At 75.1% G+C, this 13,863-nt stretch carries 11 protein-coding genes; 5 read left to right on the top strand and 6 right to left on the bottom strand.

From position 1 onward, the window contains the following. Positions 1–74: 74 nt before the first annotated feature. Positions 75–1,577: an LCP family protein gene (locus ACK8HX_RS10465; protein WP_411940633.1), complete on the top strand. Its 1,503-nt coding sequence runs from the start codon at positions 75–77 to the stop codon at positions 1,575–1,577. A gap of 18 nt (positions 1,578–1,595) precedes the next feature. Here ACK8HX_RS10465 and ACK8HX_RS10460 read toward each other — a convergent pair whose 3' ends face one another. Continuing rightward, entirely contained in the window at positions 1,596–2,762 is a 1,167-nt protein-coding gene (locus tag ACK8HX_RS10460) for an acyl-CoA dehydrogenase family protein (protein WP_411940632.1), read from the bottom strand. A gap of 111 nt (positions 2,763–2,873) precedes the next feature. Here ACK8HX_RS10460 and ACK8HX_RS10455 point away from each other — a divergent pair, with 111 nt between their 5' ends. From ACK8HX_RS10455 to ACK8HX_RS10440, 4 genes are read left to right on the top strand one after another with little or no spacing between them, the layout of a single operon-like run. Further along, positions 2,874–4,031: a glycosyltransferase family protein gene (locus ACK8HX_RS10455; RefSeq protein ID WP_411940631.1), complete on the top strand. Its 1,158-nt coding sequence runs from the start codon at positions 2,874–2,876 to the stop codon at positions 4,029–4,031. Continuing rightward, positions 4,028–5,020 carry a glycosyltransferase gene (locus ACK8HX_RS10450; protein ID WP_411940630.1) on the top strand — a complete coding sequence of 331 codons (993 nt, stop codon included), beginning with the start codon at positions 4,028–4,030 and terminating at the stop codon, positions 5,018–5,020. Before ACK8HX_RS10455 ends, ACK8HX_RS10450 begins: the two co-directional genes overlap by 4 nt. After that, on the top strand, positions 5,017–6,501 hold the full coding sequence (locus tag ACK8HX_RS10445) for a lipopolysaccharide biosynthesis protein (RefSeq protein WP_411940629.1): 1,485 nt from the start codon (positions 5,017–5,019) through the stop codon (positions 6,499–6,501). Before ACK8HX_RS10450 ends, ACK8HX_RS10445 begins: the two co-directional genes overlap by 4 nt. Positions 6,502–6,527: 26 nt before the next feature. Continuing rightward, a complete protein-coding gene (locus ACK8HX_RS10440) occupies positions 6,528–7,694 on the top strand; it encodes a glycosyltransferase (RefSeq protein WP_411940628.1) in 1,167 nt (388 codons plus the stop codon). Between the two features lie 10 nt (positions 7,695–7,704). On the opposite strand, the gene ACK8HX_RS10435 is transcribed toward ACK8HX_RS10440, so the two are convergent. The 5 genes from ACK8HX_RS10435 to ACK8HX_RS10415 all read right to left on the bottom strand — a co-directional run bounded on the left by ACK8HX_RS10435 (position 7,705) and on the right by ACK8HX_RS10415 (position 13,764). Then, on the bottom strand, positions 7,705–8,694 hold the full coding sequence (locus tag ACK8HX_RS10435; protein ID WP_411940682.1) for a Gfo/Idh/MocA family protein: 990 nt from the start codon (positions 8,692–8,694) through the stop codon (positions 7,705–7,707). 2 nt (positions 8,695–8,696) lie between these two features. Next, positions 8,697–9,785 carry a DegT/DnrJ/EryC1/StrS family aminotransferase gene (locus tag ACK8HX_RS10430; protein WP_411940627.1) on the bottom strand — a complete coding sequence of 363 codons (1,089 nt, stop codon included), beginning with the start codon at positions 9,783–9,785 and terminating at the stop codon, positions 8,697–8,699. Further along, positions 9,782–10,381 carry an acyltransferase gene (locus ACK8HX_RS10425; RefSeq protein WP_411940626.1) on the bottom strand — a complete coding sequence of 200 codons (600 nt, stop codon included), beginning with the start codon at positions 10,379–10,381 and terminating at the stop codon, positions 9,782–9,784. The genes ACK8HX_RS10430 and ACK8HX_RS10425 overlap by 4 nt, the downstream gene beginning before the upstream one ends. Then, positions 10,381–11,682, bottom strand: coding sequence for a nucleotide sugar dehydrogenase (locus tag ACK8HX_RS10420; RefSeq protein WP_411940625.1), 1,302 nt, complete (start codon positions 11,680–11,682; stop codon positions 10,381–10,383). Before ACK8HX_RS10420 ends, ACK8HX_RS10425 begins: the two co-directional genes overlap by 1 nt. Before the next feature lie 93 nt (positions 11,683–11,775). Beyond that, entirely contained in the window at positions 11,776–13,764 is a 1,989-nt protein-coding gene (locus tag ACK8HX_RS10415; RefSeq protein WP_411940624.1) for a cell wall-binding repeat-containing protein, read from the bottom strand. Between the last annotated feature and the right edge of the window lie 99 nt (positions 13,765–13,863).

Genomic DNA, 13,863 nt, shown 5'->3' with positions numbered 1-13,863 from the left:
GTCGTTACACTCGACGGCCGCGAGGGCCGTCGGGTGCTCGCGCGCCCCTGTCGACACCACGTGAGGAGGGCCTGGTGGCCACCGACCATCGGCACTCCGGCGCCTCCACGCTGCTCGAGGAGCGCCGGTTGACGCGCCGCGAGATCCACGGCACCGGGCGCCGTTCCCCGTGGCGGCGCCGGCTCGCGATCGGCCTCGTCGCCGTGGTCGCCCTCGTCGGCGGCGGGCTCGCCTTCGCGTCGTGGCGCTTCAACGCCAACATCACCAAGATCGACGTCTCGTCGGCCCTCGGCACCGACCGGCCCGCCGCTCCCACCGAGGCGGTCAACCTCCTCCTCATCGGCTCCGACACCCGCGAGGGCGAGGGCAACGACGCGATCGGCAAGGTCACCGCCGAGCCGGGCAACCACTCGGACACCAACCTGCTCGTCCACCTCTCCGCCGACCGCTCGTGGGCGACCGTCGTGTCGATCCCCCGCGACTCGATGGTCCCCGCGCCCCCGGAGTGCTCGCCCGACGCGCCGCGGGAGGAGTGGGTCGTGCGCCAGTGGAACCGCAACTACACCAAGGGCGGGCCGGGCTGCCTCATCCGCACCGTCGAGGGCAACACCGGGATCTTCGTCGACCACTACGCCGTCGTCGACTTCCGCGGCTTCCAGACGATGGTCGACGCGCTCGGCGGGGTCGAGGTCTGCACCCCGGCCGCCATCGACGACCGCGACAGCGGGCTTCGCCTCACGCCGGGGCGGCACACCCTCGAGGGCGAACAGGCCCTCGCGTACGTCCGCACCCGCAAGTCCCTCGGCGACGGCAGCGACCTCGGCCGCATCGAGCGCCAGCAGGCCTTCCTCGCCTCGGTGATGCAGGAGGCCACGTCCTCCGAGCTGCTCGTCCAGCCGAACCGGCTCTACGCCTTCCTCGACGCGGCGACGAAGTCACTGACCACCGACCCGGACTTCGGCGTCGGGACGATGCGTGACCTCGCGACGAGCGTCAGGGGCATCGGCCTCGACGCGATCGAGTTCGTCACCGTCCCCACCGAGCCCTACCCCGCCGACCTCAACCGCGTGCAGTGGAAGCCGGCCGCCGAGCAGATCTGGACCGCCCTGCGCGAGGACAAGCGCCCCGGCGAGCCCGAGACGGGCCCGTCGCCGGCCCCGAGCGGGTCGGCGACCCCCCTCACGGTGTCCCCCGACGAGATCGCGGTCCGGGTCGTCAACGCCACCGGCGTCCCCGGGCTCGCGGGCCAGGCCCGCCGGGCCCTCACCGTCCAGGGCTTCCAGGGAGTCACGACCTCCAACGAGGCCGTGGGCCCGAAGGGCGCGGTCGTCGAGTACTCGGGCGAGTACGCGGAGGCCGCCCGCACGGTCGCCGCGGCGTTCCCGGGCGCGCGGGTCAAGAAGGCCTCGGGGCTCGGCTCGACGGTCCGGGTCGTCCTCGGGACCGACGCCCCCGACGTCGTCGAGCTCCCCAACCGCCTCGGGACCGAGCCCCTGCCCGAGGCCGTCATCAAGGCGAGCCCGACCCCCGCAGAGTCGATCCCGACCCGCAAGGCCACCGGCGACATCTGCTCCTGACGCCCCGGCGGGCCGCCGTCAGCCCTTGAGGAGCTGGCGGGCCATGACGATGCGCTGGACCTGGTTGGTGCCCTCGTAGATCTGGGTGATCTTCGCGTCGCGCATCATCCGCTCGAGCGGGAAGTCGCGGGTGTACCCGGCCCCGCCGAGCAGCTGCACGGCGTCGGTCGTCACCTTCATCGCGACGTCGGAGGCGAAGCACTTGGCGGCGGCGCCGAAGAACGGCAGGTCGCGGTCGCCGCGCTCGGACTTCGCGGCGGCGACGTAGACGAGCTGGCGCGCGGCCTCGAGCTCCATCGCCATGTCGGCGAGCATGAACTGCACACCCTGGAAGTCGGCGACGGCCCTGCCGAACTGGCGCCGCTCCTTGACGTAGTCGACGGCCTGGTCGAGCGCGCCCTGGGCGATGCCGACGGCCTGCGCGCCGATGGTGACGCGGGTGTGGTCGAGGGTGGCGAGCGCGATCTTCAGGCCGGCGCCGACCTCGCCGACGACCCGGTCCCCGGGCAGCCGCACCTTGTCGAAGTGCAGCTCGCGGGTCGGGGAGCCCTTGATGCCGAGCTTGCGCTCCTTCTCCCCGAACGTGAACCCCTCGTCGGACCTCTCGACGACGAACGCGGTGACGTTGTTGCCTCGCGGGCCGTCGGGGTCGGTGACCGCGAGGACCGTGTAGTACTCGGAGACACCGGCGTTCGTGATCCACGACTTCTGGCCCGACAGGATCCAGTCGTCCCCGTCGCGCACGGCACGGCACCTCATCGCGGCCGTGTCGGAACCCGCCTCGCGCTCGGACAGCCCGTACGAGAACGTCGACCCACCCGCCGCGAGCGGGGTGAGGTAGCGCGCCTTGACGTCCTCGCTCGCGGCGAGGACGAGCGGCAGCGACCCGAGCTTGTTGACCGCGGGGATGAGCGAGGACGACGCGCACACGCGCGCCACCTCCTCGATGACGATGCACACCGCGAGCGCGTCGGCGCCGACACCGCCGTACTCCTCGGGGACGTGCGGGGCGAAGAAGTCGCTCGCCACGAGGGCGTCGTGGGCCTCCTTCGGGTAGCGCGACTCCTCGTCGACCGCCGCCGCGAACGGGGCGATCTTGTCGGCGGCGACGGCGCGGACGGCCTCCCGGATCGCCTCGTGGTCCTCGGAGAGGCGGTAGGTGTCGAAGTGGGGGTTCCCGGTCATGGGCTTCAGGTTACTCGCGGGTACCCCCGGGTGACACGTGACGCCGGGCACGCCCCCACCCTCGCGGGGCGCCCCCGGCGGGGCCCCCCGACCCCCGTAGACTCGCGCCCTGTGAGCGCCCCTCGCATCCTCGCCATCTCGCTGTCGCCGCTGACGCGGGACGCGCGGGTCCTCCGACAGGTCGACGCCCTGGCCCGCCACGGCGAGGTGACCACCGTGGGCTACGGCCCCGCGCCGGCCGCGGCCACCCGTCACCTCGAGGTCGGGGCCGGCCTCAACTCCCTCCCCCGCACCCCGCTCGGCGTGGCGGGCCTGGCCGCACGCCGGCTGCACGCCGTCGAGCTGTCGGCCCCCGGCCTGAGGCGCGGGCTCGAGCTCGTCGAGACCGAGCTCGGCGGCTCGGGGCGCTTCGACCTCGTCGTGGCGAACGACGCCCGGTCGCTGCCGCTCGCCCACCGCGTGGCCCGCGGCGCCCCGGTCTGGGCGGACATGCACGAGTGGGCGGCCGAGGAGTTCTCGCACGTCCTCACCTGGCGCCTGCTCGTCGGCCCGCTCATGGAGCACGTCTGCCGCGAGTACCTGCCCGCCTCGGCTGCGGTGACGACCGTCTGCGAGCCACTCGCCGAGCGCTACACCGAGCACTACGGCGTCGCGTGCGAGGTCGTCCGCAATGCCGGGCCGTGGCGCGACCTCACCCCCAGCCCCGCCGACCCGGCGCGAATCCGGCTGGTGCACAGCGGCGCCGCCATCCGTGGCCGCAACGTCGAGATGCTCGTCGAGGCCACCCTCGCGGTGCCGTCGTGCACCCTCGACCTCTACCTCGTGCCCGCCGCCGACGGCGGGCGCTACCTCGCCGAGCTGAGCCGCCTCGCCGGTGGATCCGACCGCATCACCATCCACGACCCCGTCGCCCCGGCCGAGCTGCCCGCCACGCTGAACCGCTACGACGTCGGGGCCTTCTGCATGCCGCCGATCAACGTCAACGCCGAGTACGCGCTCCCGAACAAGTTCTTCGACTTCGTGCAGGCCCGGCTCGCGCACGCCGTCGGCCCCGCCCCGGAGATGGCGCGGCTCGTGCGCGAGCACGGGCTCGGTGTCGTGTCGGCCGACTTCTCGACCGAGGCCTTCGTCGCCGCGCTGCGCACGCTCGACCCCCAGGCCGTGCGGGCCGGCAAGGAGGCGTCGCACCGGCACGCCCGGGCCCTGAGCAGCGAGGCCGACCTGCAGGTCGTCGACGGCATCGTCACCCGGCTCCTGGGAGCGGCGTGAGCGGCACCCCCACGCCCTCCGTCCTCCACGTGGGCGACGCCGCGCAGACCGCTGCCCGGCTGGTCCGCGAGGCCCGACGGGGCGGCCTCCCCTGGGACCACCTCCCGCTCGCCGACGCCACGGGCTCGTGGCCGGGGCCGCTCGCCCCGCTGCGCCGGCCGGTCGTCGGGGGTGCCTGGCTGGCCCGGCTCGCCGTCGCGGCGCGGCGACACGACGTCGTCCACGTCCACTCGGCGACGACCCTCCCGCACGCTCGACCCGCCGCCCGCCGGTTCGTCCTGCACTGCCACGGCACCGACGTCCGCACCGCGCAGCACGACCCCGCCCGCGGCCCGGGCATCAGGGCCGGCCTGCGCGACGCCGAGGCCGTCCTCTACTCGACCCCGGACCTGGCCGAGCACGTCCTCCCCCACCGCCCCGACGCCCGCCTCCTCCCCGTCCCCGTCGACACCGGCGCCCTGCCGGCGTGGCACCCGGTGCAGCCGCGCCGCGTCGTCTTCGCCTCGCGGTGGGAGGAGGTGAAGGGCCTCGCCGAGCAGCTCGAGACGGCACGGCTGCTCCTGGCCGCCCTCCCGGACGACGTCGAGGTCGTCGGCCTCGACTGGGGCCCGGCGGCGAGCAGTGCCGCCACCCTGGGGGTGCGCCTGGTCCCCCGCCTGGACCATGAGGGCTACCTCGCCCTCCTCGCCGGGGCGAGCGCCGTCGTCGGCCAGGCCGCCGGCATCCTGTCGTCGAGCGAGCTCGAGGCCCTCGGGTCCGGTGCCCCGCTCCTGCTGCCGACGCCGCTGCCCCTGTACGCCGACGCCCCGCCGCCCGTCCTCGGCACCGACCCGGCGTCGGTCGCGGAGGCGGCGCGCGGGCTCCTCGACGGGTCGCTGGCCCACGACCCGGGGGCGGGCCGGTCGTGGGTGGCCGAGCACCACGGCACCCCTCACGGCGTGGCCACGCTGCGCGAGGTCTACCGCGACGTCCTCGCGGGGCGCGGATGAGCGGCCTGCTCTCCTCGATGTTCCGCCCGGTCCGGCTCGACGGCACCGGCGCCACGTCGATCGCGCGCGGCAGCGTGCTGAGCACGACCGGGCTCGTCGCGCAGGGCCTGCTGCGCTTCCTCACCGCCTTCCTCGTCGGCCGGCTCGCCGGGCGGGCCGAGCTCGGCGTCGTCGCGACGGCCATCGCCGCGGCGACCCTCCTCGCCCTCCTGTGGCCGACGACCGCCGGCAGCGCCGCCTCGAAGTACCTCGCCCGCGCCCGCGGTGCCGACCGCCCCGAGGAGGTCCGCAGCAGCGCTGCGCACCTCGCCCGGCGCACCGCGCAGACAGCCGTCCCGCTCGGCGTCGCGGGCGCGCTCGTGTGGGTGCTCGTCGACCACGGCTCGTGGGCCGGCGGCGTGTGCGTGGCCGCGCTGACGGTCGCGTACGCCGGGTACAGCTTCACGCGCGGGGTCCAGTTCGGGGTGGCGCAGGTGCCGCGGGCGACCGCCTGGGACCTCGCCAGCGTCGCCGTCGGTCTCGTCGCCCTGCTCGCCCTGTTGCTCGCCGGGGTCCGCGGGCCGGTCCTCGTCCTCCCGCTCGTCCTCGCCTACGGCCTCTACGCGACGGCCGGGTGGCCGTGGGGGGCGCGCGGCCGGCCGGACGCGGCCACGCGCCGTGAGATCGACGTCTTCGTCGCCCTCGGCGCGACGGGCACCGTGGCGAGCACCGGGTTCCTCCAGCTCTCGCAGATCACCGCCAAGGTCACCTCGGGCGACGCCGACGCCGGCCAGTACGCCGCCGCCCTCAACCTCGCGACGCCCGCCTCGATGCTCGCGGCCTCGCTCAGCCTCGTCCTCTTCCCCTCGATGGCCGAGGCGTGGGGCCGGGGCGACCACTCCACCTTCCACGCCCGCACCGACCGGGCCACCCGCGCCCTCGCCGTGGTCATGGTCGCGATCTTCGGCTCGATCGCCATCGCGTCCCGGCTGCTCGTCGACGTCGTGTGGGGCGAGCAGTTCGAGGGCGCCGTCGCCGTCCTGCCCGTCCTCGCCGTCGCCATCCTCGCGACGAACCTCGGCGTCGCGTCGGTCAACGCCCTGACGACGCGGTCGGCCCGGGGCATGTGGGTGACCACGGGCGCCTCGCTCGCGGGGCTCGTCGTCGGGACGGCCGCCTGGGCGCTGCTCGCCCCGTCGCTGGGGATCCTCGGGGTCGCCCTCGGCTACCTCTGCGGCACGGTCGTCATCGCCGCCGTGCCGGTGGCGGTCACCTGGCGGCAGGACGGCCACGCGTGGGGCCCGGTCTTCGCGCGCGTCCTCGCCGGCCTCGTCCTCGTCGCCGCCGTCATCGCGGTCGAGTACGCGACCGGCGTGAGCCCGTGGGTCGACCCCCTGTTCGTCCTCGGCTTCCTCGGCGCCTGGTGGCTGGTCTGCCGCCGCGACGCGGCCGACGTCCTCGCCCTCCTCCCGTGGTCGCGCCGCCCCCGCGACGGCGCCTGAGCGCGCGCTGTTAGCGTCGCCTCACCATGGCCCGCCCCACCCGCGTCCTCATCGCCTCGCGGCTCTTCCCGCCCGAGCCCGGTGCCGCCGCCTTCCGCCTCGGAGCCCTGGCCCGGGCCCTCGCCGGACGCGGCGCCGAGGTCGAGGTGCTCTCGACCCGTCCGCCGTCCCAGAGCGGTCCGGCCCGCGACCCCGAGCGGGTCCGCGTCCGCCGTTGGCCGGTCCTGCGGGACGCCGGGGGCAACGTGCGCGGGTACGTCCAGTTCGCGAGCTTCGACGGCCCGCTGCTCCTCCGGCTCCTCCTCGCGCGCCGGCCGTCCGTCGTCGTCGTCGAGCCCCCGCCCACCACCGGGACGGTCGTGCGCCTCGTCTGCGCGCTGCGACGGGTCCCGTACGCCTACTACGCCGGTGACGTCTCCTCGACCGCGGCCGAGGGCATCGGTGTCGCGCCCGCCCTCGTCCGGGTGCTGCGCGTCGTCGAGTCGTGGGCGATGCGCGGAGCCGCCGAGGTCCTCGTCGTCTCCGAGGGCGTCCGCGACGAGGTCGAGCGCCTGACCCGCGGGCGGGTTCCCGTCACCGTCGTCGGCACCGGCGTCGACACCGAGGTGTTCCGCCCGCCCGAGGACGTCGCGACCGAGGCGCGCCCCACCCTCGTCTACGCCGGGACGATGTCCGAGATCCAGGGCGCCGGCGTCTTCGTCGAGGCGTTCGGCCAGGTGGCGGCCGAGGTGCCGGGCGCCCGCCTCGTCATGTACGGGCAGGGCTCGGAGGCCGCCCACCTGCGGCGGCGCGCGGACGAGCTGGCACCGGGCCGGGTCGAGTTCCCCGGCGTCGCCGGTGGCGAGGAGGTCGCCCGCGCCCTCGCGTCGGCGTGGGCCGGCCTCGCGTCGCTGCACCCCGACCGGGGCTACGACTACGCCTTCCCCACGAAGATGTTCGCCTCGACCGCCTGCGGGACACCCGTCGTCTACGCCGGCCCGGGCCCCGGGCGCGCGATGGTCGACGAGCACGACCTCGGGTGGGCGGGAGACTGGGACGCCGGGGCCGTCGCCGACCTCCTCCGCGCCGCCCTGGTCGCCCCTCCGGCCCGGGCCGACCGTGAGCGGCTGCGCGCGTGGACCGAGGAGCACGCCAGCCAGCGCGCCGTCGCCGGTGCCGCCGCGGACGCCGTCCTCCGGGCGGCCACGACCTGAGCCGGGGCGGTCAGCCGAGCTCGACGGTGTGGCCGCTCTGCGCGGACTCCAGGCACGCCTCGGCGACCCGGACCGTGCGCAGCCCCTGCTCCATCGTCACGATGTCGGCGTCCTTGCCGAGGACGGCGTCGCGGAACTGCTCGTGCTCGATGCGCAGCGGCTCCGGCTTGGGGATGGCGTAGCGGACGACGTCGCCCTCGGAGACGCCGCGGAACTTCGCGATGGCGTCCCACGCCTGCTCGGTCTTGCCGTTGGCGTGGAAGGTGAGGTCGGCGCTGAGGGTGTCGGCGACGAACGAGCCCTTCTCCCCGGTGATGACGGTGAGCCGCTCCTTGAACGGGGTCAGCCAGTTGACGAGGTGGTTGGTGATGGCGCCGTTCGACAGCTGCCCGACGACCGAGACCATGTCCTCGTGCTCGCGGCCGGACCGGTGCGTGGTGCGCGCGGCGACGGCGGTGAACTCCTGCTGGGTGACCCACGCGGTGAGGTCGATGTCGTGGGTGCCGAGGTCCTTGACGACACCGACGTCGGCGATGCGCGCCGGGAACGGGCCCTGGCGCCGGGTGACGACCTGGTAGACCTCGCCGAGCTCACCGGCCTCGAGGCGCGAACGCGCCTGCTGCAGTGCGGGGTTGTACCGCTCGATGTGCCCGACGGCCCCGACGAGCCCCTTCGCGACGAACGCGTCGGCGACCCGCGTCGAGGACTCGGTGTCCTGCGCGAGGGGCTTCTCGATCAACGCGTGGACGCCGGCCTCGGCGAGCGCGAGGCCGATCGCCTCGTGGTAGATCGTCGGCACCGCGACCATGCAGTAGTCGAGGTCGTGCTCGAGGAGTCCCTCGATGTCGGCCTCGACCGGGCGCCCGCCGGAGACGCCGTGGACGTCACCGCCCGGGTCGGCCACCGCGACGAGGTCGACGCCCGGGAGGCTGCCGAGGACGCGGGCGTGGTGGCGCCCCATCATCCCGAGCCCGATGAGGCCGGCCCGCAGGTTCGCCATGCTCACGCACCCGCCTTCGCGAGGGTGTTGACGGCCTCGACGACGCGCTCGAGGTCGCCCTGGGAGAGCGAGGGGTGCACGGGCAGCGAGAGGCACTCGGCGGCGGCGCGCTCGGTCTCGGGGAGGTCGACCTGCACCTGGAACGGCGCGAGTCGGTGGTTGGGCACGGGGTAGAACATGCCCGACCCGACGTTGAACCGCTCCCTGAGAGCGGCCGAGAACGCGTCGCGGCCCTCCGGCACGCGGATCGTGTACTGGTGGTAGACGTGCACGGCGCCGTCGGCGACCGGCGGCACGGTCACGCCCTCGAGGTTGGCGTCGTAGAAGGCGGCGTTCGCCTGGCGCTGGGCCGTCCAGGCGCCGACCTTGGTCAGCTGGACGCGGCCGATGGCGGCGTGGATGTCGGTCATCCGGTTGTTCAGGCCGACGACCTCGTTGTGGTACTGCTTCTCCATCCCCTGGTTGCGGTAGAGCCGCATGAGGCGCTCGACCTCGGCGTCCTCGACCGAGACCATGCCGCCCTCGCCGGACGTCATGTTCTTCGTCGGGTAGAGGGAGAACATCGCGAAGGTGCCGAAGGCGCCGACCGGGGTGCCGTTGAGGGAGGCGCCGTGCGCCTGCGCAGCGTCCTCGAAGACCTTGAGCCCGTTCTTCTCGGCGACCGCGCCGAGCGCGTCCATCTTGGCCGGGTGGCCGTAGAGGTGCACCGGCATGATGCCGACGGTGCGCTCGGTGACGGCGGCCTCCACCGCGGCCGGCGAGAGGCAGAAGTCGTCGGCGTCGATGTCGGCGAAGACCGGGGTGGCGCCGGTGAGCGCGACGGAGTTGGCGGTCGCGGCGAAGGTGAACGACGGGACGATGACCTCGTCGCCGGTCTTGACCCCGCTCGACAGCAGGCCGAGGTGCTGGCCCGACGTGCCGGAGTTCACGGCGACGCACGCGCGGCCGAGGCCGAAGTGCTCGGCGAACTCCTGCTCGAAGGCGGCGACCTCGGGGCCCTGCGCCAGCATGCCGCTGCGGAGCACGCGGTCGACCGCCGCCCGCTCCTCGTCGCCGATCAGCGGCTTGGCGGGCGGGATGAAGTCGTTCACTGCGGGTCCTCCGTGAGGGTGTCGTCCGTCTCGGTGTAGGTCCGGCCGGTGCTGGGGCACACCCAGCTGCCGGGGGTGGGGCCGGCCTCGAGCGGCACGCCCGCCCGGCCGACCCAGCGCAGGCGCCGCGCGGGGACCCCGGCGACGAGCGCGAAGTCGGGCACGTCCTTGGTCACGACCGAGCCGGCCGCGACCATCGCCCACCGCCCGACGGTCACCGGGGCGACGCACACGGCGCGGGCCCCGATCGAGGCGCCCTCGCGGCAGGTGACCCCGACGGCCTCCCAGTCGTCGCCACGCTTGAGGGTGCCGTCGGGGGCCACCGAGCGCGGGTAGTGGTCGTTGGTGAAGACGACGGCGGGGCCGACGAAGACGCCGTCCTCGAGGACCGCCGGCTCGTAGACGAGCGCGTAGTTCTGCAGCTTGCAGGCGTTGCCCATCCGGACGCCGGTGCCGACGTAGGCGCCGCGGCCGACGATGCAGTTCTCCCCGAGGACGGCGTCCTCGCGGACCTGCGCCAGGTGCCAGACCGAGCTGCCGTCACCGATCGTCGCGCTCTCGGCGACGTCGGCGGAGTCGACGATCCGGACCGCCATCAGGCCTGCTCCGCCTGGCCGACGACGAGGAAGCGCACGCCGGGGAAGCGGCTGCGGTCGAGGACCCGGCGGCCATCGACGACGACGGTGGCGCCGGGGAGGTCGTCGGACCCGAGGTCGCGGTACTCGGCGTGGTCGGCCTGGAGGACGACGACGTCGGCCGGCTCGCCGAGCGCGTACGGCTCCCAGCCGAGGCCGCGCAGCTCGTCGGGCGTGTACATCGGGTCGTGCACGAGGACCTCGGCCCCCGCCTCGCGCAGCGCCTCGACGGTGGCGAAGACCCCGGAGAACGCGGTCTCCTTGACGCCGCCGCGGTAGGCCGCCCCGAGGACGACGGCCCGCCGGCCGGCGAGGTCGCCACCGGCCGCGCCGACCGCCAGGCCGACGGTGTAGGCGGGCATCGCGGCGTTGGCCTCGCGGGCGGCCCGCACGACGGTGGCGTCGGGGTCGTTCCAGAGGTACAGGCGCGGGTAGACCGGGATGCAGTGGCCGCCGACCGCGATGCCGGGACGGTGGATGTGGCTGTACGGCTGGCTGTTGCTCGCCTCGATGACCTGGTGGACGTCGATGCCGTGCTTGGCGGCGAAGGCGCCGAACTGGTTGGCGAGGCCGATGTTGACGTCGCGGTAGGTGGTCTCGGCGAGCTTGGCCATCTCGGCGGCCTCGGCCGAGCCGAGGTCCCAGACGCCGTTGCCGCGCTCGAGGTCGGGCCGGTCGTCGTACTGCAGGGCCGTCTCGTAGAACTCGGTGGCCAGCGCGGCACCCTCCGCGGACAGGGCACCGACGAGCTTGGGGTACTTGCGCAGGTCGGCGAAGACCCGACCGGTGAGGACGCGCTCGGGCGAGAAGACGAGGTGGAAGTCGCGGCCCTCGACCAGGCCCGACCCCTCCTCGAGGCGCGGCTTCCAGCGCGTGCGGGTGGTGCCGACGGGCAGGGTGGTCTCGTAGACGACGAGGGTGCCGGGCCTGAGGCCCTTCGCGATGTCGTCGGTGGCCGAGTCCATCCAGCCGAAGTCGGGGCGGGCCTCGCTGTCGACGAAGAGCGGCACGACGACCACGACGACGTCGCTCTCGGCGACGGCAGCGGTGGTGTCGGTCGTGGCCGCGAACGCCCCGGAGGCGACGACCTCGGCGAGGTACTCCTCGAGGTGCGCCTCGCCGGGGAACGGTGCGGTCCCGGCGTTGACGGTGGCGACGGTGGCCTGGTTGACGTCGGCCCCACGGACCTCGTGACCCGACCTAGCGAACTGGACTGCGAGCGGGAGGCCGATCTTGCCCAGCCCGACGACGGTGACCCTCACCGACACTTCCTTCCCTTGCGGATGACCCGTCGATCCTAGGGGCCCGGCCGCGTCACGCCGAATGCAGCGGTCGGCCCCCCGGGGCCGCGCAGGTCACTCGCCGCAGGAGGCGACGGTGCGCACCGCCCAGAGGGCGGCCTGTCCCGCGTCGCTGGCGACGAGGAAGTCGTCGAAGCGCGCCCGGGCCGGGGCGAGGGCCGGGCTCCGGTAGCCGCAGGCGAAGGGCAGGAGGCGCACGTACCCGATGACGTCGTTCTCGTGGACCGCGGCCGGGTCGGGGTGGTCCCAGCCCCCCGGCATCACGAGGTCGAGGGTGGCCTGCCCCGCCGGGGGGTCGAGCAGCAGCTGGAACTCGACCATGGCGGCGTTGTGGTTCCAGTCCTGCTTGGCCGTCGTCCGGGTCGAGCTGTAGGGCCACCAGCCGTCGCGCTGGAACGCGACGTCGTGGGTGTAGAGGCGCTCGGCGAGCTCGAGCTGGCCGGGTCGGCGGACCCCGGCGTCCCACGCGGCCTTGAGGAACCACGCCGCCGCGGAGTTGACGTTGTAGACGCAGTACCGGCGGTCGGTCGGGGACGTCGAGTACGCGAGGCAGCCGGGGTCGCCGTCGATGCTCGGCCACCGCAGGACGAGGTCGACGAGGGCGGTGACCTCGGACGCCGGGACCGCCCCGGCCCGCAGCCCGACGACGAGCGCGAGACCGGCGTGGTCGACGGTCGTGATGAGGTAGCTCGTCTCCCGGGGGTTGACCGAGCCGTCCTGGAACGCGTCCCAGGCCCGCTCCATCCCGTAGCCGCCGTCGGGCTTGCGGACGGCGCGCATCCGCGCGAGCTGGGCCTGGGTCTCGGCGTCGTCCCAGCCGTGGAGGATCGCGAGGGAGGTGGCCCGGTACGCCGCCTCGTACGCGACGTAGGTCGACTCGGGCAGCCGCTGCTGGGTGGCGACGGCGTCGAGGGAGAGCTGGAGCCACGAGCCGACCCCGCGCACCTTCCCGACGTCGGCCGCCACGGCGCCGAGGTGGCCGCGCTGCCTGCCGGTGAGGAGGACCGGCCCCTTGCGGGCCGCCGCCGCCACCCCACCGACGAGGGCGTCGGGGTAGTCGGTGCCCGTCGCGAGGTAGGCGCCCTCGGCCTGGCCGCCCGCGACGACGAGGGCGGCGACCGCCGAGGAGGTGAGGTAGCGGTCGGCCCCGGCCGCGCGCTCCGGGGAGACCCCGGCCGCGCTGCCGGCGCTGCGGGCGGTGAAGTACGAGACCGAGCTGCCGCCGCCGACGACGACGAGCCGGTCGGGCTGCAGCCGGCGCAGCTCGTCGGCCGTGGGGTCCGGGAGCCGGTCGGGACGGACGAGGAGCAGCGGTCCCGACAGCCGTGCGGCGAGGGGAGCCGCGGTCAGCGCGTCGGGGAAGTCGACGCCGCTGGTGAGGACCGCGCCGCTGACCGACGGCATGAGGGCGGCCACGGCGGCCGCCGTGGCGTACCGGTCGGCGCCGCCCACCCGCCGGACGGCCACGGCGCCCCCGCCGGCGGCCGCGCGGGCGGACGCGACGGCGTCGGGTGAGACCGCGCCCTCGCCGCCGACCACCGTGACCCGGCGCGGGCCGAGGCGGCGCAGCTCGTTCGCCACCACGGCGGGGAGGGCGCCCTTGGCGGTGAGGAGGACCGGGCCCTTGAGCCGGGTCGCGAGGGGGCCGGCGGCCAGGGCGTCGGGGAACGTCTCGCCCGAGGCGAGGACGACCTCGTCGGCCCCGACCGGCGCCACCCGCTGCGCGACGGCCACGGCGGTGCGGTAGCGGTCGGCACCGGCGATGCGGTCGGCGTGGCCGCCGACGTCGCGCGCGCGCCCCAGGACGTCCTCGCCGACGAGGGAGGTGCCACCGATCGCGGTGGTCGTGACCGTGGGCTCGGCGGCAGCGGCGAGGAGGCCGCCGTCGCGGGCGGCGTCGGCCATCCGGGGCACGTCGGAGGTTCCGGGCTCGGGGCCGACCGGCGCGGGCGTCGGCGACGGCTCGGCGGCCCCGCTCGCGACGGGCGCCACGAGGGCGCCGGCGAGCGCGGCCACGACGGCCAGCCTCGTGACGACCCGCATCCGTCCCACCCCCTCACACCCCGTCGATCCACCCGTCGGCCGGGGACACGGTAACCCGCGCCGGCTGTCGACGGGGTCGTGTGCTCAGGTGGCCGCTCG

It is taken from the genome of Oryzobacter faecalis (genome assembly GCF_046764005.1).
GTDB classification, from domain to species: Bacteria; Actinomycetota; Actinomycetes; order Actinomycetales; family Dermatophilaceae; genus Oryzobacter; species Oryzobacter faecalis.
Note: the sequence above shows the minus strand (reverse complement) of the source record. Positions and strands in the feature narration are given on the sequence as shown.